Annotated in this window: 26 protein-coding genes; 11 read left to right on the top strand and 15 right to left on the bottom strand. The window is 64.0% G+C overall.

Annotation, left to right across the window (positions count from 1 at the left end):
- Nucleotides 1–74: 74 nt before the first annotated feature.
- The 5 genes from J1M81_RS06210 to J1M81_RS06190 are packed head-to-tail and all read right to left on the bottom strand — an operon-like array spanning nucleotide 75 to nucleotide 3,474.
- On the bottom strand, nucleotides 75–695 hold the full coding sequence (locus J1M81_RS06210) for a TetR/AcrR family transcriptional regulator (RefSeq protein ID WP_032375138.1): 621 nt from the start codon (nucleotides 693–695) through the stop codon (nucleotides 75–77).
- A 10-nt stretch (nucleotides 696–705) separates the two neighbouring features.
- Nucleotides 706–1,920, bottom strand: coding sequence for an NAD(P)/FAD-dependent oxidoreductase (locus J1M81_RS06205; protein WP_206497742.1), 1,215 nt, complete (start codon nucleotides 1,918–1,920; stop codon nucleotides 706–708).
- On the bottom strand, nucleotides 1,917–2,090 hold the full coding sequence (locus J1M81_RS06200; protein ID WP_027495558.1) for a rubredoxin: 174 nt from the start codon (nucleotides 2,088–2,090) through the stop codon (nucleotides 1,917–1,919). Before J1M81_RS06200 ends, J1M81_RS06205 begins: the two co-directional genes overlap by 4 nt.
- The gene (locus tag J1M81_RS06195; RefSeq protein ID WP_206497741.1) at nucleotides 2,087–2,251 is read right to left on the bottom strand and encodes a rubredoxin; all 165 of its coding nucleotides are present in this window, start codon (nucleotides 2,249–2,251) and stop codon (nucleotides 2,087–2,089) included. The genes J1M81_RS06200 and J1M81_RS06195 overlap by 4 nt, the downstream gene beginning before the upstream one ends.
- A complete protein-coding gene (locus tag J1M81_RS06190; protein WP_032381527.1) occupies nucleotides 2,251–3,474 on the bottom strand; it encodes an alkane 1-monooxygenase in 1,224 nt (407 codons plus the stop codon). The genes J1M81_RS06195 and J1M81_RS06190 overlap by 1 nt, the downstream gene beginning before the upstream one ends.
- Nucleotides 3,475–4,246: 772 nt before the next feature.
- On the opposite strand from J1M81_RS06190, the gene J1M81_RS06185 reads away from it, so the two are divergent.
- Together J1M81_RS06185 and J1M81_RS06180 are read left to right on the top strand one after the other, a co-directional pair.
- Nucleotides 4,247–4,465 (top strand): hypothetical protein, encoded by a 219-nt coding sequence (locus J1M81_RS06185; RefSeq protein WP_027495561.1) that lies wholly within the window; start codon nucleotides 4,247–4,249, stop codon nucleotides 4,463–4,465.
- Between the two features lie 98 nt (nucleotides 4,466–4,563).
- The gene (locus J1M81_RS06180; protein ID WP_206497740.1) at nucleotides 4,564–5,673 is read left to right on the top strand and encodes a GGDEF domain-containing protein; all 1,110 of its coding nucleotides are present in this window, start codon (nucleotides 4,564–4,566) and stop codon (nucleotides 5,671–5,673) included.
- Nucleotides 5,674–5,742: 69 nt separating this feature from the next.
- Here J1M81_RS06180 and J1M81_RS06175 read toward each other — a convergent pair whose 3' ends face one another.
- A complete protein-coding gene (locus tag J1M81_RS06175; RefSeq protein WP_032374964.1) occupies nucleotides 5,743–6,465 on the bottom strand; it encodes a hypothetical protein in 723 nt (240 codons plus the stop codon).
- Nucleotides 6,466–6,509: 44 nt separating this feature from the next.
- Nucleotides 6,510–7,019 carry an alkane oxidation protein activator PraA gene (gene praA, locus J1M81_RS06170; protein WP_032366927.1) on the bottom strand — a complete coding sequence of 170 codons (510 nt, stop codon included), beginning with the start codon at nucleotides 7,017–7,019 and terminating at the stop codon, nucleotides 6,510–6,512.
- Nucleotides 7,020–7,442: 423 nt separating this feature from the next.
- On the opposite strand from praA, the gene J1M81_RS06165 reads away from it, so the two are divergent.
- Nucleotides 7,443–8,672 (top strand): EAL domain-containing protein, encoded by a 1,230-nt coding sequence (locus tag J1M81_RS06165; RefSeq protein WP_206497739.1) that lies wholly within the window; start codon nucleotides 7,443–7,445, stop codon nucleotides 8,670–8,672.
- A 144-nt stretch (nucleotides 8,673–8,816) separates the two neighbouring features.
- On the opposite strand, the gene J1M81_RS26250 is transcribed toward J1M81_RS06165, so the two are convergent.
- The 5 genes from J1M81_RS26250 to J1M81_RS06145 form a co-directional block, all read right to left on the bottom strand.
- A complete protein-coding gene (locus J1M81_RS26250; protein ID WP_241257707.1) occupies nucleotides 8,817–9,038 on the bottom strand; it encodes an ANTAR domain-containing protein in 222 nt (73 codons plus the stop codon).
- A 119-nt stretch (nucleotides 9,039–9,157) separates the two neighbouring features.
- Nucleotides 9,158–9,466 (bottom strand): WhiB family transcriptional regulator, encoded by a 309-nt coding sequence (locus tag J1M81_RS26245; RefSeq protein ID WP_135043299.1) that lies wholly within the window; start codon nucleotides 9,464–9,466, stop codon nucleotides 9,158–9,160.
- A 130-nt stretch (nucleotides 9,467–9,596) separates the two neighbouring features.
- Nucleotides 9,597–10,106 carry a cation:proton antiporter gene (locus tag J1M81_RS26240; RefSeq protein ID WP_308051223.1) on the bottom strand — a complete coding sequence of 170 codons (510 nt, stop codon included), beginning with the start codon at nucleotides 10,104–10,106 and terminating at the stop codon, nucleotides 9,597–9,599.
- Between the two features lie 270 nt (nucleotides 10,107–10,376).
- Entirely contained in the window at nucleotides 10,377–10,577 is a 201-nt protein-coding gene (locus J1M81_RS06150; protein WP_057473546.1) for a hypothetical protein, read from the bottom strand.
- Nucleotides 10,578–10,613: 36 nt separating this feature from the next.
- Entirely contained in the window at nucleotides 10,614–11,210 is a 597-nt protein-coding gene (locus tag J1M81_RS06145; RefSeq protein WP_206497737.1) for a hypothetical protein, read from the bottom strand.
- A 241-nt stretch (nucleotides 11,211–11,451) separates the two neighbouring features.
- On the opposite strand from J1M81_RS06145, the gene J1M81_RS06140 reads away from it, so the two are divergent.
- Both J1M81_RS06140 and J1M81_RS06135 read left to right on the top strand, forming a co-directional pair.
- The gene (locus tag J1M81_RS06140; RefSeq protein ID WP_176457125.1) at nucleotides 11,452–11,883 is read left to right on the top strand and encodes a hypothetical protein; all 432 of its coding nucleotides are present in this window, start codon (nucleotides 11,452–11,454) and stop codon (nucleotides 11,881–11,883) included.
- The gene (locus J1M81_RS06135; protein WP_176457124.1) at nucleotides 11,880–12,380 is read left to right on the top strand and encodes a flavodoxin domain-containing protein; all 501 of its coding nucleotides are present in this window, start codon (nucleotides 11,880–11,882) and stop codon (nucleotides 12,378–12,380) included. The genes J1M81_RS06140 and J1M81_RS06135 overlap by 4 nt, the downstream gene beginning before the upstream one ends.
- On the opposite strand, the gene J1M81_RS06130 is transcribed toward J1M81_RS06135, so the two are convergent.
- The gene (locus J1M81_RS06130; RefSeq protein WP_094663388.1) at nucleotides 12,355–12,807 is read right to left on the bottom strand and encodes a DUF1003 domain-containing protein; all 453 of its coding nucleotides are present in this window, start codon (nucleotides 12,805–12,807) and stop codon (nucleotides 12,355–12,357) included. The two genes, J1M81_RS06135 and J1M81_RS06130, sit on opposite strands and share 26 nt — an antisense overlap.
- Before the next feature lie 90 nt (nucleotides 12,808–12,897).
- On the opposite strand from J1M81_RS06130, the gene J1M81_RS06125 reads away from it, so the two are divergent.
- Together J1M81_RS06125 and adhP are read left to right on the top strand one after the other, a co-directional pair.
- Nucleotides 12,898–13,044, top strand: a complete 147-nt coding sequence (locus J1M81_RS06125; RefSeq protein WP_155289616.1) for a hypothetical protein — start codon at nucleotides 12,898–12,900, stop codon at nucleotides 13,042–13,044.
- 18 nt (nucleotides 13,045–13,062) lie between these two features.
- Complete coding sequence (gene adhP, locus J1M81_RS06120) at nucleotides 13,063–14,073, top strand: alcohol dehydrogenase AdhP (RefSeq protein WP_032374977.1); 1,011 nt, start codon at nucleotides 13,063–13,065, stop codon at nucleotides 14,071–14,073.
- Nucleotides 14,074–14,164: 91 nt separating this feature from the next.
- Here adhP and J1M81_RS06115 read toward each other — a convergent pair whose 3' ends face one another.
- Nucleotides 14,165–14,611 carry an ATP-binding cassette domain-containing protein gene (locus J1M81_RS06115; RefSeq protein ID WP_080733408.1) on the bottom strand — a complete coding sequence of 149 codons (447 nt, stop codon included), beginning with the start codon at nucleotides 14,609–14,611 and terminating at the stop codon, nucleotides 14,165–14,167.
- 87 nt (nucleotides 14,612–14,698) lie between these two features.
- Nucleotides 14,699–15,610: a universal stress protein gene (locus J1M81_RS06110; protein ID WP_032374978.1), complete on the bottom strand. Its 912-nt coding sequence runs from the start codon at nucleotides 15,608–15,610 to the stop codon at nucleotides 14,699–14,701.
- A 195-nt stretch (nucleotides 15,611–15,805) separates the two neighbouring features.
- Between J1M81_RS06110 and J1M81_RS06105 the strand changes: the two genes are divergently transcribed.
- The 4 genes from J1M81_RS06105 to J1M81_RS06090 all read left to right on the top strand — a co-directional run bounded on the left by J1M81_RS06105 (nucleotide 15,806) and on the right by J1M81_RS06090 (nucleotide 20,019).
- Complete coding sequence (locus J1M81_RS06105; protein ID WP_032374979.1) at nucleotides 15,806–16,477, top strand: response regulator transcription factor; 672 nt, start codon at nucleotides 15,806–15,808, stop codon at nucleotides 16,475–16,477.
- Complete coding sequence (locus J1M81_RS06100) at nucleotides 16,470–18,176, top strand: GAF domain-containing sensor histidine kinase (protein WP_080733394.1); 1,707 nt, start codon at nucleotides 16,470–16,472, stop codon at nucleotides 18,174–18,176. The genes J1M81_RS06105 and J1M81_RS06100 overlap by 8 nt, the downstream gene beginning before the upstream one ends.
- Nucleotides 18,177–18,295: 119 nt before the next feature.
- Entirely contained in the window at nucleotides 18,296–19,138 is an 843-nt protein-coding gene (locus J1M81_RS06095) for a universal stress protein (RefSeq protein WP_139278416.1), read from the top strand.
- On the top strand, nucleotides 19,135–20,019 hold the full coding sequence (locus tag J1M81_RS06090; protein WP_032374981.1) for a universal stress protein: 885 nt from the start codon (nucleotides 19,135–19,137) through the stop codon (nucleotides 20,017–20,019). Before J1M81_RS06095 ends, J1M81_RS06090 begins: the two co-directional genes overlap by 4 nt.
- Nucleotides 20,020–20,026: the final 7 nt, after the last annotated feature.

Here is a 20,026-nt window from a genome sequence, read left to right as displayed (position 1 = left end):
TCGCCGAAGCGCAGTGACTCCTCGTCGTTTTCCCTGCGAGAACTGGGGGTGGGTGCGAACTACGGGCGCTGAGGTCAGTTGCCGTCGGCGATGGAGTCGATGAACGGCGTCAGCAGCAGGGCGAGATCGTCTGCGGCAGAGGCGACATCGTCGGGCGGCTCGGGAATGTAGCTCAGGGCCAGGCGCACGATGGACTTGCTGATGACGTCGGCCTGTCGTGGACTTGCGCCCACCCATCCACGCTGAAATGTCTCCGCCAGACGCTCGCCCGCACGATCGATCAGCACCTCACTGTCGGTGGTGATCAGGCGCAGAAGATCCTCCGGCGCGTCGCCGCTGTGCAGGGACCGGACGAGTGGATCCAGACCGCTCAGCTCGAAGAACGACGAAAAGCCCTGTCTCAGAGCGGCCGACGCATCGTTCTCGTGTTGGTACAGCGCGGTCTCGCACATCGCGACGAACGCGTCCGTCAATCTGATGGCATACCCCTGCGCGACGCCGCGTCGCGAACCGAACTCGTTGTACAGACTCTGCCTGCTCAATCCCGCGGCCTTGGCGATGTGGCTCATCGTGACGTTGCGCCAGTTGCGCTCGTGCAACAACTCGCGCAGCGCATCGAGCGCCACATCGCGCGCCAGAGTGGACGCGGCTTCACGGTATCGACCGGGAGTCGACGTCTGTTCGGCGGCGGGCATGAACACGACTCTATCGAACGACCGCATGTGGCCTGTCCAGCCAACCTTCTTCGAGACTGTTCCGATCGACGGGGTCCGCGCTCGCGATGAGGGTGCGGACCTGCCGGATGTCCTTGGGATGACCTACCCCGATTGCCCCGACGAGCCTGTCGTCGCGCACCGCGCAGGCCGTGAACCGACGGCTTTCGATGGAGCCGCGCACCACGACGTACTCGTCGTGTGCATCGGTCCACCCCGCGAATTGCAGGTTGACGCCGTGCTGCATGGACCATCCCCACGGGACATCGAGAGCACCGACGTCGAGACCGAGGATGGATCGCGCCGCCCGGGTGGCTTGGTCGATTGCTCCGTTCCAGTGCTCACTCCGATACGTCCCGCCGAGTACCGAGTTGGGAACTTCGGCGACGTCGCCCGCGGCGTAGACGTTCGGTCTCGACGTACGCATGCCGGCGTCCACCAGGATTCCCGACGCGGTCTCGAGGCCCAGGTCCGCCCCGAGCTCGGTGTTCGCGACCGAGCCGACGGACATCAGCACGGTGCCGGCGGACCATGAACGACCGTCCGCGGAGGTTGCGAGAACGGTGCCGTCGGCCAGCTTCTCCAGGCCGGTCACGGCGACGTCGGTGTGCATCGTGACGCCGTTGTCGGCATGCAGGTCTCGGTACATCTGCGAGATCGCGGCCGGTGCGATCCGATTCAGCGGAGCCGATGCCGCCTCCAACACCGTGACCTCGGCACCGAGCGATCGTGCCGCTGCCGCCGCCTCGCACCCGATCAGGCCGCCGCCGATCACCAACAGTGATCTCGTTCGGACGATCTCGGCCTGCAGCGGGGCGACATCGGCTGCGGTGCGAAGGGTGAACACGTGCGCGGCACCCGGTAGGTCGAGTTGTCGTGCACGAGAACCCGTTGCCAGCAGCAGGGCGTCGTACGGGACCGGAGCTCCCTCGTCCAGGTGCACCTCGGAATCGGTGACGGCGGTGGCCGTGACGCCTGTGCGTACATCGACCCCGTCGACGGCTGCACCGAGCTGAACCTGATCGACCGATTTCGTACCCAGCAGCAGTTCCTTGGAGACAGTCGGTCGACGGTACGTGGTCTCCGGTTCGCTACCGACGATCGTGATGGATCCGGTGAAGCCCTCGGCGCGAAGCACTTTGGCGGCGGTGTATCCGGCGGCCCCGGTGCCGACGATCACGACGTTGCCGGGTTGGCGAGCGGTCACCCGCGCTCGACCTCGACCATCTCGAAATCGGCCTTGGCCGCACCGCAGTCGGGGCACGACCAGTCGTCGGGGATATCGTCCCAGCGCGTGCCCGGTTCGATGCCGTCCTCGGGCCAGCCCAGTTCCTCGTCGTACTCGAACCCACACTGAACGCAGCGGTAGAGCTTCATGCTTTACTCCTGAAGTCGATTTTTTCGCGGACACCACAGTCGGGGCACGGCCACTCGTCCGGTACGTCGGACCATGCGGTGCCCGCCGGAAAGCCCTCGCGCGGTGCGCCGTTGGACTCGTCGTATACGAACTCGCACACCGGGCACTCGTAGGCGGCCATCACTTCGCTCCGTAGGTGGCGAGGATCTTCTCCCGCTTGGACGGCTGAATGTTGACGCGAGTGATGTCGCCGTCGTAGTGATCGAGAACGCGGTGGTCCATCACCTTGCGCCACACGGGCGGGAAGTAGGCCAGCGAGATCATGCTTGCGTAACCGCTCGGCAGGTTGGGTGCTCCGTCCATGCTGCGCAGAGTCTGGTAGCGCCGGGTGGGGTTGGCATGGTGATCACTGTGTCGCTGAAGGTGATACAGGAAGATGTTGGTCACGATGTGATCGGAGTTCCAGCTGTGCTCGGGGGTGCATCGCTCGTAACGGCCGTTGTCCTTCTTCTGGCGCTGCAGGCCGTAGTGCTCGAGGTAGTTGACCGTTTCGAGCAGCGAAAAGCCGTAGATTGCCTGAACGACCAAGAACGGCAACACGATCGGGCCGAACACAACGGCAAGGACCGTGTAGAGGACGACGGACATCAGCCACGCGTTGAGTACATCGTTGTGAATACTCCACGTGCTCTTGCCCAGTCGCTCCATGCGAGTCTTCTCGAGTTCCCAGGACGACCGCAGGCTTCCCCACACGCTGCGGGGGAGGAAGGCCCAGAAGCTCTCACCGAACTTGGAGCTCGCCGGATCCTCGGGAGTAGCGACGCGCACATGGTGACCGCGGTTGTGTTCGATGTAGAAGTGGCCGTAGAACGTCTGTGCCAGTGTGATTTTCGACAGCCAGCGCTCGAGGTCGTCCTTCTTGTGACCGAGCTCGTGCGCGGTGTTGATGCCCACGCCGCCCATGACGCCGATGCTGATGGCCAGGCCGATCTTCGAGAGCAGCCCCAGGCCGCCGTCGATGCCGAGCCACGAGAGGTTGTCGGCGGACCAGAGGTAGCAGGCGAACACCAGGCTGGCGAGCTGGAACGGAATGTAGGCGTACGTGCAGTAGCGGTAGTACTTGTCTTCCTCGAGCGCCTTCATCACCTCGTCGGGCGGGTTGTCGCCGTCCGGTCCGAAGAACCTATCGAGGATCGGGAGCAACCCGTAGACGAGCAGCGCGCCGATCCACCACCAGACCGGTGCCACGGCGTTCCAGCCGAGCTGGTTGAAAGCCCACACCAGGCCGGTTGCCAGAAACACCGCCGTCGGCGGGATCAGGCCCATGAGCCAGAGGTATCGCTTGCGGTCGTGCCACTCGTCGACGGGCGCCTGTGCCTGATCGTCGACATTCGATGCCGTCATCGTCACTCCTCGTGTAGGGCGGATCACTGTGCTGTGGACAATACGCGCAATTTGTATCCCGTGTGTACAAATCAACATATTTGTACATCAGGCGGATGGATTGTTGCGGCAGTCACAGCGTCACCGTTTGGACGAATCGGCCTGCTACCTTCCGACTCGTTGTGATCGGTCACGAATGGTCACGGCACTCGCAGGTCCGTCTGTATCCCGTCGGGGGTACTTCACATCAGGAGTAGTTATGGACGCATTCATCGCCAAGATCATCGTCGACGTCATTCTCGGGCTCATCGGCAGCGGAAGTGCCGAGAGCGGCAGCACCGCAGTGAGCGCAATCCTCGGATCCTGACCCGAAGGGGCTGCGTCGGCGAGAATGCCGGCGCAGCCCGCGGAGCGTCAGTGGCGAAGCGGTAGGAGTGAACGCGGGGCATCGCCGCACACGCTCGATGGCGAACAGCTAGAAGCGGCCCTCGGCGATGGCGAGTACGACAAGAGCGATCGCCGCGATAATGAGTATTGCTAAGAGTGCCAACTGGATTGGGCTGGTCGAGCCTGGCGGCCGAACGCCGTTCGGACCCCTTTTCTGGAGCATGGCACAGACTGTAGGTCACTTTTCGGGTTTGTGCACAAGTTGGATGGTACAAACCGGCGAATGTGACGATATGATTCGCACACCTGTTCGATCAAGAGTAGAGTTCGAGTCGGTGGAGCGAGGAGGGAAGCCTTGCTCCACCGCTCCTACATATGACACCCGAGCGAGTGGACGGTGACGGCGATGGACGACGTGTTGCGCAAGGTAGCGGAGCTCAAAGCACTGGTCGCCGAGCTCGAGGCACTCGACCGCCAACGCGTCGGGATGGGTGACCGGCTGGTCGATCTCGAACACTACTTTCGCCGAGCGGGTTGCCCCGAGTTGTCGCAGCAGGCACTCGACGCGTTCGTCGGCACCTATGCCGGCCGAGTGCTCGAATTGGCGGACGGCATGCGCGGCTGACGCCTGCCGAAGACATCTGCCGTTCGCGTACCAGGCGGTATCTTCTGTGGTTCACTGGTTCATCCAAGTCGGGACACGAGGAAAGCCGCTCGAGATACGTGAACAGTCTGCGCGAATGGTGGGCACTTCCAGTCGACTACGGATGGAACGTTGCCTTCGCGCGCTCGCAGCAGGCGCTCGAGATCACGAAGATCCTCATCGGCCTCTGGTGTTGGCTGTTCGGCGCGGCGGCGGCCATCGGATTGGTGGTGCCGGGCCTCGCCGAAGGCAGTCAGGGTACGGCTGCACTGTGGTTCACCGTCGCTACGACAATCCCGGTCGGGGTCGCCTGGTGGGTCGGTGGCTGGCCGAGCTGGCAGATGTCGATCGCCTTCGTCTTCTACGCCGACGTCGTCCTCGCGGCCGTGGTGCTCACCATCGGTGTTCCCACGACGGTTCTGCCGACCGCCGCCCTGTTCACCGTCATCGGCAGTTACGTCGTGGGGTTCCACGGTCCCAAGCTGCTCACTGCCCACTACGGTTTCGCTTTGGTCACGACCGCGGTGCTGTACGGCTCGGCCTTGGTGGCCGAACCCGAACTACGGTTACTGGCCACGGTCTACCTGGTGATCTTGATACTGGTGATGTTCTCGGCGCCGCTGATCGTGCACACGTTCATGATGATGCTGCGACGCGATGCCACCGGCGCGTTCTACGACCCCCTCACCGGATTGCAGAACAGGCGGGGATTCGACGCTGCGATCGGGAACCTGCGACTACGGCCGGGATCGGCAACCGGAATGACGGCCGTGGTGATGGACATCGACAACTTCAAGGCCGTCAACGACCGATACGGCCATCTGCAGGGAGACGCCGTGATCCGGCTGGCGGCCTCCCGCATCCTCGACGTGTTTCCGGCACCCGCCATCACCGTCCGGCTCGGCGGCGAAGAGTTCGCCATTGTTGCCCTCGATGACCGTGACTCGGTTGTCGCCAGCGCTGAGGTACTACGAATCCGACTGTGCAACGCCACCGATCGGTCCCCGCTGACCGCCTCGATAGGCGTCGCGCATGCGGTTGTCGATGGGCGGGAGATCGGCACCGCAGTGGAAGAGTTGCTGGGTCGCGCGGACCGGGCGATGTACCGGGCCAAGGGGCTCGGCGGCGACCGCGTCGCCCTGTCGGAAGGCGAGCCTCGATCGCCGCGGCCGGCCGGCGAGCCGCACTGACGAGCGACGGCGTCGACCGATCCCGCTACTGGAACCGGTCGACGCCGTCAACGAAGTCGAAATATGTTGCTACAGAGCAACCTTGGACGCGATGGCCTGCTGCGTTCCGACGTCGAAGACCGGGTTGGTCAGGTGCACGTCGAGGGTGTTGTTGGGGCCGGCGATGAGACCGTTGAGCAACGAGGTGTACGTGCCGCAGTTCTGGAACTGCGGAATCGTGTACGTGCCCTTCACATGGGTGTCGGCCTCGTTGTTCTGAATCAGATCGATCGCGTCGAGGGCACCGGTCAGATTGGCGGTGGTCTCGCTGGTGACGCAGTTGCTACCTGGGGGAATCAGGTCGAGTGCCGCCGACCCGGACGATCCGGTGCCGCCGATGCCGAGGGGCTTGACGGAGTCGATGCGAATCTTGAAGCTCTGCGCGACATTCAGCTCCAGCTGCGGTGCCTCGGCGGGACCGCCGGCTGCAATGGTGCCGGAGACCGGAGTGGCGTCGACGATCGAGATGGTGAAGTTGGCGAGCGTCGCCGGACCGAGCTTCAGATCGGCCGACGCCTGCGGCAAGGCAAGAGTGCCGGTCACCGTTCCGCCGACGAGGTCGACGTCGGTGGCCAGAGCGGTGGTCGGGAAGACCACCGGCTGGCCGGTCTTGGCGATCAAGGTCGTGGTGTCGGCCTGGAACGTGATGGGAAGGGTGTCGGCAGCGTTGGCCGGGCCGGCGACCAAGGTCGCCAGAGCGACACTCGACGCCAAGGCCGTCGCGGTGACGACGGCTTTGTTACGGATCTTCACGTGCTCTCCTGAATATTGTCGTTGTGCTGGAAAGGAATTGGCGATCAGGACAAGGTGAATGCCGGGTTCGGCTGCACCGACAGGCTGTTCACCGTGCAGTTGCCCGACATCGGCTGGTTGCTCGACGTCAGAGTGTTGGTCATGTTGTCGAACGAACCTGCGAGCGTTGCGGGTCCGCAGTTGTAGCCCAGAAGCGAGAAGCCGACGTTCGAGACCTCACCGGTGGTGGAGCTGGTGGGAGTGAGGGTCCAGGGCAGGTTCTTCAGCTGCGGCAGGCCGCAAAGACGGTTCGATCCGCTGATCTTCGCGTCGGTGATCGACGCCGACGAGCCGTCCGCGCTGGTGGATCCGGACAGGGTGATCGAGCAGCTGACGGGTACCCCGAACGAGGCCGGTGTGGTGACGACGATCGTGCCGGGTGCGGTGAAGGCGGTATTCGCCGGTGAGATGGTGGCGGCAGCGGCACTTCCGGCACCGAGGGTGGCCCCGGCAATCGCGACTGCAGCAGCGACAGTGGTGAACGTTCGGGTACGGGACGGCAGGTTGAGCGTCATCGATCCTCCAAGTCCGAGCAGCTTCCGGCTCCCAGACGGGCATCCGGTGGCTCCGGTGCTCCGGCAGCCGAAACGAACATTAGGACGACGAAATGGATGTCGGATATGTTCTTTTGCAAGACAGTGACAAGTCACAATCCGGTCGGTATGTTTGTTGTAAGTCTTGGTATTGATTTCGGTGGACACCTCGGAAGGTATGCGCTTCATGGGTTTTCGGCCCGTTTTCCCTGGGGGAGTCGGCATGATGGGCGCGTCGAACACCCGTCTGTGGCGTTATCGAACCGTTATTGTTCGTTACCGAAACGAGACGCGCCGTAGTTCTTCGGTGACACCTGAGTCGTTCAGGCTGGCGTCAGCGAGGAAAGACGACCCGAAGAGGTTTGAAACAGATAGCAACCCCTGCGCGACGGGGGTGGTTTTTTCATGTCAAACTGTGGTGTGACGTTCGCGCTGGCCGAAGCAGGTTCAACAGTCGACACGGACACGGGAGAGTTGACGGTGCAGCCGTATTTCGCCCCGGTCTGTCGACTGGACAACGGTGCGCTAGCGGCAATCGAAGTACAACTGCGCGGCCCGAAGGACGGTCCACTCGCCTCCGCCGATGCACTCAAGCGTGCCGCTCGCGCCATGGACGCCAAGCGTGAACTCGATGTTCTCGCATGGGGAGTGGCCCGGCTCGAAAGCGCTGTTCGGCTACCGATGCTGGTCTCGATGGATGTCGACTCGCTCGCGGCACTCGATGAAACCACCGAAGAACAGTTGCGTCGCGACATCGTCGTCGTCACCGAGGCGGCACTCGTGGACAGCCCGGCGCGCACTCTGGCCGCGATCGACAAAGCACGTCGCGACGGAAAAGTGGTTGCCGTCGACGACGTCGGTCGCCGACCACAATCCCTGACGCTGCTGCCGCTCATCGAACCCGATGTCATCATTCTGTCTTCCTCCATGGTCTCCACCCGGCCGGATCTGGCCACCGCCCGTACGGCGCACGCGGTGTCGGCTCAGGTGGAGCGAACCGGTGCCGTGGTCGTGGCCAGCGGAGTCGACACCGCCGTGCACCGCAGCCGGGCACTCGGTCTCGGTGCCACCTACGGAGTGGGCGAGCTGTACCCGGCTGCTCAGACGACCGAAGAGTTGCCGGCCGACGCCGCGGAGATCATGCCGCCGTTCCCCACCTGGAGCACCCCCGCCACCGCGCTCGAGTCGCCGTACGCAATTGCCGCCGCAGGCAAGGTCGCGACGCGGAGCACCAAGCGTCTGTTGGTGGCCATGAGCACGTCCCTGGAGATGCAGGCATCGGCATCGGGCCCGGAAACATTGGTACTCGGCACCTTTCAGCGGGCCGAACATTTCACACCGACCAGCCGTGCGCGGTGGGTGTCGATGGCGGAGCAGATCTCGTATGCCGGCGTCTACGGCGTGGGGATGGGTTACGTGCAAGAAGGCGGCATCGTGCACGCCCCGCTCGACCCGACGGACTCACTCGTCGAGGAGTGGAATGTGGTAGTGCTCGGCCCGCATTTCTGCGGAGTGCTCGCTGCCATCGACCTACACCGGGGCGAAGCCGATGCGGATCGTGAATTCGACTATGTGATGTCGTACGACCGCGCCACCGTAGTCCGTTGCGCCCGTGCAATTCTCGCGCGCTTCTGAACCGTCGAGTCGACGGTGTGCGTACTGGATGTTTCGGGCAGCCACGGCAGGGCATACGGCACAACAGGTGATGAAGTAGTCCGGACTGCCACATTGCTCAGACCCCGTACGTTGAAAACACAGCGTGCGGGGTCGACTTGTCGGTCAGGGCAACTCGGACATCTCGTGCACGAACTCCATAGCGATGTCGTGCACTTTGCGATTGGCACGTTGTGACCTCTCGACCAACAAAGCGAACGCCTCGTCGGCAGTGATGCGGTGCACCGCCATCAGGATTCCCTTTGCCTGTTCGATACGCGCGCGACGCGCCAACGCGTCCTGGAGATCGAGCGGGCCCTCGATCCTCGTCACGTGCGCTGTGCTCATGCAGTCATTGTTGCGCACCTGACGTCCATGCAGGTCAGAGACCGAAAGACACGCGGTGAAAGCGACAGACCGTGCCGTAGCCGTTACCGGTGGCGTAGCGTTCCGTAACCGCCTCGTTATCAGGCAGCCGGGTTGGCCAGAGGTCTCCCGATCAGAAGTTCGAGGGTGCGGTAGGCATCCGTTCGCCGACCGTTGCTGGCATTGTCGTGATACGCCGCGCCGGCGACGACCACGCCGACCGGAATGCGACCCGACTCGATATCGCGAGCCGTTTGCTCGGCGCAGTTCCGCAACACCGGGCAGTCGGCGCACAGCCGCCATGCCTTCTCTGCGCGTTTGCGTCCGTGCCGAGGAAGTTGTTGCGAGTCGTATGCATCCATGTCTTCGATGCACGCACCCTTGAGGCGCCAGACCTGGTCATCCGTCATCGTCGTGATCCGTTTCGCGTCGTGCCGATCGTTCCACAACGCTTATTCCCCATCCCTGGAGACTCGAAACAACCAAATGCCTTGCGGCGCCGAAGACCCGCCGTTGAGCCGCGCAGTTCTGGCCCACCGCTCAGGCAGGACGACGAGCAGCAGACCGAGATATGACGGCCGCCGCCGCGATGGTCACCAGTGCGCCGAGCACGATGGCGGGGCCTTCACCGGGTGCCAGCACGCTGCTCTGCTCCCCGAGAGTCACGGCCGAAACCGGAACGCCCAGTTGGGCGGCCGCGAGTATCCCAAGCCCGACGGGCTGGCCTGTCGCGCGCATCGCACCGTGCACCGCGATTGCACCCAGGCCCAACACGAGCCCCAGCACGATAATGCTCGCGTGGCCACCCAGTGCACGCAGGTCGAGTGACGCGCCGAGCCAGACGAAGTACAGCGGACCCAGGAAACCTTCGGTGATGGCGAACAGCTGTTTCGCCAGACGTCGCGGTTCTCCGATCGCAGCGATGGCCAGTCCGAAGCCGAAGCCGGCCAGCATCACCGACGCATGAGTGTGGACCGCGAGGGCCGCGAGGCCGAACAGCAGAACCAGGTTGAGTCGCAATTCGAGAGCGAACTTACGCTGGGCAGACACATGGTGGATTCGGCGGCGCAGTCCGGTGAGGTCGAAGTGTCGCCGGATGTGGCCGTCTTGCTGGATTCGACTATCGGCATGATGACCGCGGCCGAGGACGATGCCATCAACACCGCGTAGAGACCGGGGTGCGGTGGATCGAACGCAGTGGAAACGGCCCAGCCGAGTGCGGTAGCCAGCAGCCCGACGGCCACAGCCCGCGCAGCGCCCACCCGGAGGCCGACCCGCAGTCGAGGATCGCGAATCGGTACCTGTACGACCCCGCCGACGTCAGGCAGAGTTCAGCGTCGGGTGCATGTTCGGCGGCAGCGCCGACGCAACGAGATCACGAGGGTGCAGCACGCCTTGCTCGGCCATCATCAGTCTCGTCAGCTGCTCGACAACACGCAGCTGCGCCGCCAGAGGGCTGCGCATGAGTTTGCGCTCGTAGTCGATGCGGGCGGACCGATATTCGGTGTCGAGATCGCTCATGTCATTGTCTCCTCGAACGGTGGATGCTCGACGGCTCTACCGCGAGGGGTGGTTTCGCGCCTGCAGGAAGTCTTTCCAGTCGCTGTCCCAACGCCGCATGCGAACTCGATCACCGGCCACGGTGGTGAGATAGACCAGGAATCCGACCAAGACCGCGCCGAGAACCCACACGAACACGGCTGTGGAGGCCCCGTTGACGACGGCACCGACTTCGCTGACGGGCGCACGCGCGAGGGTTCCGTTCGCGTCGCACCAAATCGGAGTGGTCTCACCGATGTGGACGTCCGAGGGAACCTCGGTCGATTCCGAGCGAATCGACCCGTCCGGTGCACTCCATTGCACCGTTGCGACACCGGTGGCGAGCGTGGTGCTGTCGCTGCCGGTACTCGTGGACTGCGCGGTGTCGATCACTCGGGCGTCGACCTGAACGTATTGTGCCCGTTGCTGACGCGACCGCGTCGACAGGTCGCTGTAGGTCACCGAACCGATCGTCGCGGCGACGGGTATCAGCAACAGAAGGACCGCGACACCGACGACGTACGCCGTTCGTTCGATCCTGTCGGGCAGTCGCATCAGCGGATTGGAACACCAAGGAGTTCGGCGCCACCACCGGTGCGCGAGTTCTGCGAGCATGCGGTCACCTACCCCTCACCGCCGTGTGTTCGGCGTCGATTACGAGTCTCCGACGCCGTGCACTCGTAAGTAAGGGCACAAGGTCCCGATACGGCGAGGGCGGTGGACCGTGAATGCGAACGTGGGTAGCGCGCAAGCGCGTGATGTTCGGGCGTGGTTTCATCGCGAAGTGGAGAGAAGTCCTCGTGGCGGCGGACCTTGTGCCCTAGCTCGCGGATTGTTCGGCAGCCACGCTGAGCTCATGATGTCGACAACGCGAGCACTCACCACGAGGGACCGACGATGGCCGTGGCTGGGCGCAGTGTGCGCCGGAATTTCCATCAACGCCTTCGGTGGCGCGATCGGGTTGGCCTCGGGTGCCATCGATCTGGGCACCGAGGCGCACGCACGCCTGCCGCTGTCGAATACGGCGCTCGCCGGCCTCGCGTTGGTTCTGGTCGTCGGAGTGCCGATGGGACTGGCGGCGGCATCGGCTCTGGCGGGTGGCGGCAAGACCGGCCCCATCGCCCACACGGCGGGCGTACTGCTCGCTGCCTGGATAGTGGTCCAACCGCTTGTGATCGGCGAAACGAGTTGGCTGCAGGGCATGTTCGGCGTACTGGGAGTTCTCGTAGCCCTCCGAGGGTGGCGGATCACGGCGTACACGAACCGCCTCGCAAGTCGCACCGCATGAGAATCCTGGTCTCGACCGCCGGACGGCACGGAGCGACGAACTCGCTCGGGCAGGAGATGGCCCGCGTGTTCCGGCACGGGGGAGCCGAGGTCGATGTCTGCGCTCCGGATTCCGTCGTCGACATCAGTGGCTACGACGCCCTGGTCATCGGAAGTGCTGTCTATTCCGATCGGTGGGTCCCCACCGCCAAGCGGCTCGTCGAGCGGGTCTCCGGGTCTGCGCACCCACCCGTGTGGCTGTTCTCCTGCGGGCCATTGCATTCGAGCGACCGACCGGTCAACGACACCGCCGACGCCGCACGCGCGGTATCGATGTTGGATGCGTCCTCGCATCGAACATTTCCCGGTCGGCTCGACGCGGAACGGCTCTCGGTGGGCGAACGTCAGATCTTCGACAACTCCGGCGCGGTTGCCGGAGACTTCCGAGACTGGGTTCGTGTGTGCAACTGGGCCCGAGAGATCCTTGCCTGTCTCACGGCTGGGACACCGGGCTCGTAACCTTCGTGAACGTGCCTGCACCGACACGCCGAGCGGACGGGCAGACGTGCTCGTGAATCTCTGCCGCCAACTGTGCCACCGATTCGGTCAAGACGGTATTCGCTTCGATCATGTCCTGCAGCAGTGCGGTATTCGAAAGTGTATGTACGGCAACCTCACTGCTCACCGAGTCCGCGCGCTTGGCCGAGATCAGCAGAATGGCACCCTGCAGTCCTGCCATCATCGACAGGAACAGGTTGAGCAGGATGAAAGGGTACGGATCGAACCCGTCGTTCTGGTTGTACGCGGCCCACAGCGCCATCACGCCCAGGAACAGGAAGACGAACGGCCAGGAGCCCATTCCGTTTCGGACGTAATCCGCCGCACGCTCACCCGTGGTCAGTGCATCACCGGTTCGGACGCCCGGATGTCTTCTCCACAGGTTCATCGTTCGCAAGTCTTCGAATCGGAGGGTGCAGAAGTGTCCATGGTGCCTAGTGTGGCCCCTGATCGCCAGAGTCACCAGGGACGAAAGTCCATGACTGCTGTGCCTTTTGCCTCCCCACGCGCACCTCGGGAGACGTCCCGACCGGTCGATGACTTCCGGCCCTACGCGCCGACCGCCGCAGCGCCGATCATCGACGGTGTGCATTGCTCGACGGTCGAGAACGGCACCGGTTTCTGATGTTGGAGGAAGTTCACGATGAAAGCAGCTGTTGTCACCGAGTTCGGCGGGCCCCTAATAGTCAAGGACATCCCGATACCGCAGCCCGCGCCCGAACAGGTGCTGGTGAAGATAGAGACGTGCGGTGTGTGTCACACCGATATCCATGCTGCGCAGGGGGATTGGCCGGCCAAGCCGACCTTGCCCTTCGTCCCCGGGCACGAGGGCATCGGAGTGATCGAGGCGGTCGGGTCGCAGGTGTCGAAGGACAGAATCGGTGAGCGAGTCGCCATCGCGTGGCTCGGTTCGGCATGTGGCGAATGCGATCACTGTGTCTCGGGTTGGGAGACGCTGTGCGACACGCAACAGAACAGCGGCTACTCGATCGACGGTGCGTACGCCGAATACGCTGTCGCCCATGCGAAGTATGTCGTCCATGTTCCCGACGGGATCTCCTCGTTCGACGCTGCCCCACTGACCTGTGCCGGCGTGACCACGTACAAGGCTGTCAAGGTCGGTGGCGTCACCCCGGCGCAGCGCGTGGCCATCTTCGGTGTCGGCGGGCTCGGTCATATGGCGGTGCAGTACGCCAAGATCGCCGGCGGCTTCGTCACCGCGGTCGATATCGAGGACGAAAAACTCGACCTCGCACAAGAACTCGGCGCAGACCACACCGTCAACTCGGCGACGACCGATCCGGTGGAGGCAATTCAGGCGCTCGGTGGAGCCGATGTCGCGATCGTCCTGGCCGTCATCCCGAGTGTGTTCGATCAGGCCTTCCGGTCGCTACGCCGCGGTGGACGTCTGGTGTGCGTGTCGATGCCGGCGCACGGCGTGTTCCCGATCCCGATCTTCGAGACGGTGGTCGGCGGAATCTCGGTACTCGGCTCGATCGTCGGCACCAGGACAGATCTGCGTGAAGTGTTCGCACTGCACGAGGCCGGACGAACGACGGTATCGGCGGTGTCGCGCAAACTCGACGAGGTCAACGACTGCTTCGACGACCTGATGGCCGGACGCGTCACCGCTCGTCAGGTTTTCGAGTTCTGAGGGGCTCTCCGATCTCGACGAGTGTTCCCCATGGGCTCGATTCGCCGTAGGGTTGCTCGAGGGCAGACACGCGCTGGACCAGCGCGTGTGCTCACAAGGAATCGAGCAGTGATGAATGCAGCGATTCAGGTGCAGAATGCGCGCCGCCACTGACGTCGCGTAGACCGACCAGCTTCAGTACGTCGATGATGCGTGTGACCGGGATACGTTGAGTTTGAGCCAGATACAACAAGTGGTCGTATGCGGTCCGGCCCGGGTGGACGGCCTCGGAATCCAGCAAGGTGCCGACCGTGAGTAGTGGGCGGTGCAGCTGCGCGTACTCGACGCCCCCGATCAGTGCGGTGCCCGCGCTGGGGCGATCCAATCCGACGATCAATCGCATCGTGGTGGACTTACCCGATCCGTTGGGGCCGAGAAAGCCTGTGACGGTGCCGGGTTCGACGACGAACGACAGGTCGTCGATGACGAGCTTCCCGCCGTAGCTCTTGCTCAGTGCGCGTACTTCGATGGCGTAGGCGGCGGTGTCCGGTCGGCTCATGAACACAGCGTGCTCGGCTCGGCCCGGCCGTCGTAGGGCATTAGGACCCTCGTAGGTCGACGAACGGCATTGTCCGGTCGGGGACAGTCACATGATGGGCCGGTGGGTAACAGCGGCGAGGCGACCGGGCGACGGCACGACGGTGACCGGGCAGTGCGCTCGCGTCAGCACCGACCGGCTGGTCGAGCCGAGCATCATCTCCGCGTAGCCGCCGCGTCCGTGACTACCGATCACCACCAGCTGAGCACCTTGGGCGTGATCGAGAAGTGCCTGCACCGGTTTGTCCTTGACCACCACGGACCGCACCGACACCGTCGGATGGAGTCGAGTGTGCGGTTCGAGCAGCCGCGCCAAGTGATCTGCAGCCGCGCGTCGGTTGTCCGGCCACTCCATTCCTCGAATCGGGAAGCCGATCGACAGATCCGTGTCCGACCAGGAGTGCACCGCAGTCAGTGGTGCCGATCGAACATCCGCCTCCTCGAACGCCGACGTCATTGCGGCAGCGCTCGCCTTGGTGCCGTCCACGCCCACGACCACCGGTTGGATCGCGTGGTCGATACTGCCGTCGGTCCAGCCACGCACCACGGTGACCGGGCAGCGAGCATGAGTGGTGACGGCGAATCCGATCGAGCCGAGTGACCGCTGCTCGGTGCCACCGAGCCCCCGCGTGGCAATGACCACCATGCGGGCCGTCTCGGACAGTTCGAGCAATGTGGACACCGCAGAGGCTTCGGACGAGACGGTATCGACGGTGACTGTCGCCGTCCCACGAGACGCAGTCTCCCGGGCCTCGCTGAGAATTCGGTCGGTTTCCGATCTGGCCTGGTGCACCACGGTATCGGGGAGGACGCCCAACCCGGTCAAGACCTTGGGCAGCGACGTCGCCGAGACGACAAGCAGATCGGACAGGTGCAATCGTGCGTCGAGAGCGGCCCAGCGCACCGCGTCCAGAGCCGCCGCCGAACCGTCGACCCCGACGATGGTCGGAAGTGGACCCATCGATTTCCTCCTCGGTCGTGGTGTCGAACATCCATCAGACGCCGCGCACAGCCTCGGGCGCGGCAGGACAACAACACCTGGACCGAGGACTTTGGTCCTCTGTTTCGGTGACGAAAGGTCGGACCACCGCCGCCCGTCCCCCGTAGGCTCAGAAGTCGAGGCGTTCGACATGGACGCAGGTAGAGGGGTGTCGACGTGGTCACGGTGTTCTTGGTGGACGATCACGAAATCGTGCGGCGCGGTCTGATCGACCTCATCGACTCCGATCCCGATCTCGAGGTCATCGGCGAGGCAGGTAGTTTTGCGCAGGCGCTGGCCCGAATTCCGGCCCTGCAGCCCGACGTCGCGGTGCTCGACGTGCGGCTACCCGACGGCAACGGCATCGAACTGTGCCGTGAGCTTCTCGATCGACTGCCGAACCTCAAGACCATGATGCTGACCTCGTTCACCGAGGACCAGGCCATGCTCGACGCGATACTCGCGGGCGCGAGCGGCTATGTCGTCAAGGACATCACCGGCATGGAACTGACCCGAGCGATCAAGGACGTCGGTTCCGGCCGGTCGCTGCTCGACAACCGTGCAGCCGCGGCGTTGATGGACAAATTGCGAGCCGGGACGGCGTCATCGGGCCCTATCGATCACCTCACGCCCCAGGAGCGCACCCTGCTGGATCTGCTGGGAGAGGGCCTGACCAACCGACAGATCGCGGCCAGGATGTTCCTGGCGGAGAAGACGGTGAAGAACTACGTGTCTCGGCTGCTCGCCAAGCTCGGGATGGAACGCCGCACCCAAGCTGCGGTGTATGCGTCGAAGCTCGCCGACGGCGATCCGCCTGCCCACCGGAAACCGGGGTCCCGGGATGGATGACCAGCACGGGGAAACCCGGTCTTCGCTACCGCAACTCCGGCTCGGGGAGCTGCTTGCCGAGGTGCAGGATCGTATCGGTCGCATCGCCGATGCGAGGATTCAAGCCGACGGTCTGCTCGACGCGATGCTCGTCATCACCTCGGGACTCGATTTGGAGGTGACGCTGCGTTCGATCGTGGAATCGGCCGTCAAGCTCGTCGACGCCCAGTACGGTGCGCTCGGCGTGCGCGGAGAAGGCCACGGATTGAGTGCGTTCATCAACTACGGCATGGACGAGGACACCCGGGTGGCCATCGGCCCGCTCCCCACCGGACGCGGGGTACTCGGACTATTGATCGACCAACCGAAAGTGCTACGTCTGGACGATCTGACATCGCACCCGGAATCGGTGGGGTTCCCGCGCAACCATCCTCCGATGAAAACCTTTCTCGGAGTGCCGATTCGGGTTCGCGACGAGATCTTCGGCAATCTCTATCTCACCGAGAAGAAGGGCGGCAAGCAGTTCACCGAGGACGACGAAGTCGTCACCAAGGCGTTGGCGTCCGCCGCCGGCATCGCCATCGACAACTCGAGACTGTACGAGGACTCGCGGGTGCGTCAGGCGTGGATGGAGGCAACGCGGGACATCGGCACCGAGCTCCTTTCCGGGACGGACATCGACGAAGTACTGCAGATGGTGGCGCGTAAGTCGTTGCACCTGACCGGGTCCGATGCGGCGTTCATCGCGGTACCCGAGGACACAGACCAAGCCTTCGGGGATGTCACGCAACTCGTCGTCACGGTCAGCGACGGGCTCGGGGCCGATCGAATGATCGGGGCAGTCGTTCCGATCGAGGGCTCGAGCTCGGGAGTAGCCTTTCGGCGTCGAACAGCGTTGCGGAAGGAGCGACTCGACTACGGGGTCAAGGAACTGGGCTCTGCTTTCGGACCCGCAATGATTTCACCCTTCCGCGTGGCAGAGGGCGTCAGTGGAGTCCTGGTGGTTCTGCGCGCCGCGGGGCGGGGACCGTTCGACGAGACCCAACTCGAACTGGTCTCGAACTTCGCCAACCAGGCCGCGCTGGTGATGCAGATCGCGGACGCCAGTCGGCGGATGCATCAACTCGACGTGTTGTCCGACCGGGATCGTATTGCCCGTGACCTGCACGATCACGTGATTCAGAGGATCTTCGCTGCAGGATTGGCGCTGCAGAGCACCCTGCAGCGCACCGAGTCCCCGGACCTACGGCAGCGTCTGTCCAGAACTATCGACGACCTGCAGGACACGGTGCAGGACATCAGGACGACCATTTTCGACCTGCAGAGCACATCCCACTCCGCAACACGGTTGCGGCAACGTATCAACAGCGCGGTACTCGAACTCACCGAGAACGTCGATATCCGTGCCGTCGTGCGGATGTTCGGACCACTGTCGGTCGTCGACACCAAACTCGCCGATCATGCCGTTGCCGTTGTCCGCGAGACTGTCAGCAACGTCGTTCATCACGCCCAGGGCGACACTGTGACCGTTACTCTGTCGGTGGGGAACGAGCTCGAAATCGTGGTGTCCGACAACGGGGTCGGTATGCCTGACAACACCACCACCAGTGGGTTGTCCAACCTGGGGGCCCGTGCGGCCGAGTGCGGCGGGACCATGACCGTTTGCCCCGGTGCCTCCGGCAGCGGCACCGATGTGACGTGGGCGGTACCGCTGCCCTGACGGCTCCAGTCGTTGGTCACCTCTTTCGATGACCTCCGGCCGTTACCGCGAGTGGCGATGAGCTCGTAGCGTTTTCGGTGACGGTGCTGATCCTGCGTCGCACCACCGAGAGGACCCCGATGAACATCTCACACACCACCGGACCCGTTCTGGTCGGAATCGACGGATCGACGGCCGCGCTCGATGCAGTGCGCTTCGCAGTGCGTGAGGCGCGAGGCCGAGGAACATCACTGCGACTGGTACATGTGATCGAACCCCAGATTCAGCGTGAAACGGTATACGGGGCACCCGACGTGGACGGTGACTATGCGCGCACCGTCTTGGACCAGGCCGCGATCATAGCGAGGGCGAGCGACCCGACCGTCATCGTGGAAGCTGTTGTTCTACAGGGTGTCCCGGAAACGGTGATGCTGTCCGAAGCAGCGTCTGCGTGCCTGATCGTATTGGGTGCCAAGACCGAGAATTCGATCGCTGCACGGGTTCTCGGATCCATGGTGCGCACGGTGGTCGAATGCTCACCGAACCCCGTGGCGATCGTGCACACCTTCGATTCCGAGCGCGACGGCGCGGTCGTCGCCGCTCTGGGAGACGCGAAGGTTTCGGCATCGGACCTCGTTGTGGCGCAGGCATTCCACGAAGCGTCGATGCGCGGGGCCAGCGTGTTGGCCGTGCACACCCAGACTGTCTCGACCATTCTGGCCAGCGCCATCGGCGGTCCGGTCGACCATCTGCACCCCGAGTCGGCAATGGACGTCCGGTTGGAACCCTTCAGCGCCGATTATCCTTCGGTGCGGGTCGCGTCGGTCTACGCCGAGGCCGATGCGGGTTCGGAACTGATCGCGGTGTCCGACACTGCACAGCTGCTGGTGGTGGGGCACGAGCGCGATCGCGTGCCGGGAAGCACGTTGACGAAAGTCTTGCGGCACGCCGAATGCCCCGTCCTCGTTGTGCCGCACGCATGAGTACCGTGAACTCGAAGGCGATCGTCGTCGGCGTCGACGGATCCGGTTCGTCACTCGACGCGGTCGGCTGGGCCGCACGCGAAGCCGAATTACGCGGAGCACCGTTGAAGCTGGTGTCTGCGTACCAAATCAGGGCCCTCTACACCAGTTTCGTCGCACTCCCGTCGCACCTCGGCTCCGAGGAGAATGCACGTGCTGATTCGATTCTGACGTCGGCATCCCTCGTCGCGCGGCGGTCGGTCGAGAAACCCGACGCGCTGACGATCATGATCGAACCGATTGTCGGACCGACTGTTCAGGCGCTGATCGACGAGTCCGCCACCGCGTCGATGATGGTGGTCGGCTCACGCGGCAACGGCGAGTACTTCGCCGAGCTGCTCGGCTCTGTGAGCACGGCGGTGGCTGTGCAGGCGCGCTGTCCGGTAGTCATCGTGCCGCGCAGCGTGGAATTACATTCGGCACGGGGACCGGTCGTCCTCGGAGTCGACGCCTCGGCGCACAACCAGGAGGCCGTCCGGCTGGCCTTCGAGGAGGCCTCGCTTCGGGGCACTGGCCTTGTTGCAGTCCACGTGTCGACGGACCGACTCGTCTCGTCACCCGACGCGTCGACGTCGGACAAGTCCGAGGCAATTGTGTCCACCGGCCGAACCGTGTTGGCCGAGAACCTGTCCGGGTGGAGCGAGCTGTATCCCGACGTGGTGGTGAAGCAGACAGTGCTGCGCGGCGACGTCGTCGAACGCATCCTGGGCGCGGCGGTGCGCGCAGAGGCCGTGGTGGTCGGTTCGAGCGGACGCACCGGTTTCAGTGGCCAACTGCTCGGATCCACCGTTCGGTCACTGGCCCACCGCGTCGACTGTCCGCTGATCATCGCTCGCGGATAGCAACCGA

The organism is Rhodococcus sp. KRD175, from assembly GCF_017168275.1.
GTDB lineage: Bacteria > Actinomycetota > Actinomycetes > Mycobacteriales > Mycobacteriaceae > Rhodococcoides > Rhodococcoides fascians.
The sequence above is the reverse complement of the archived record's forward strand: the minus strand, read 5'-3'. Positions and strand labels throughout refer to the sequence as shown.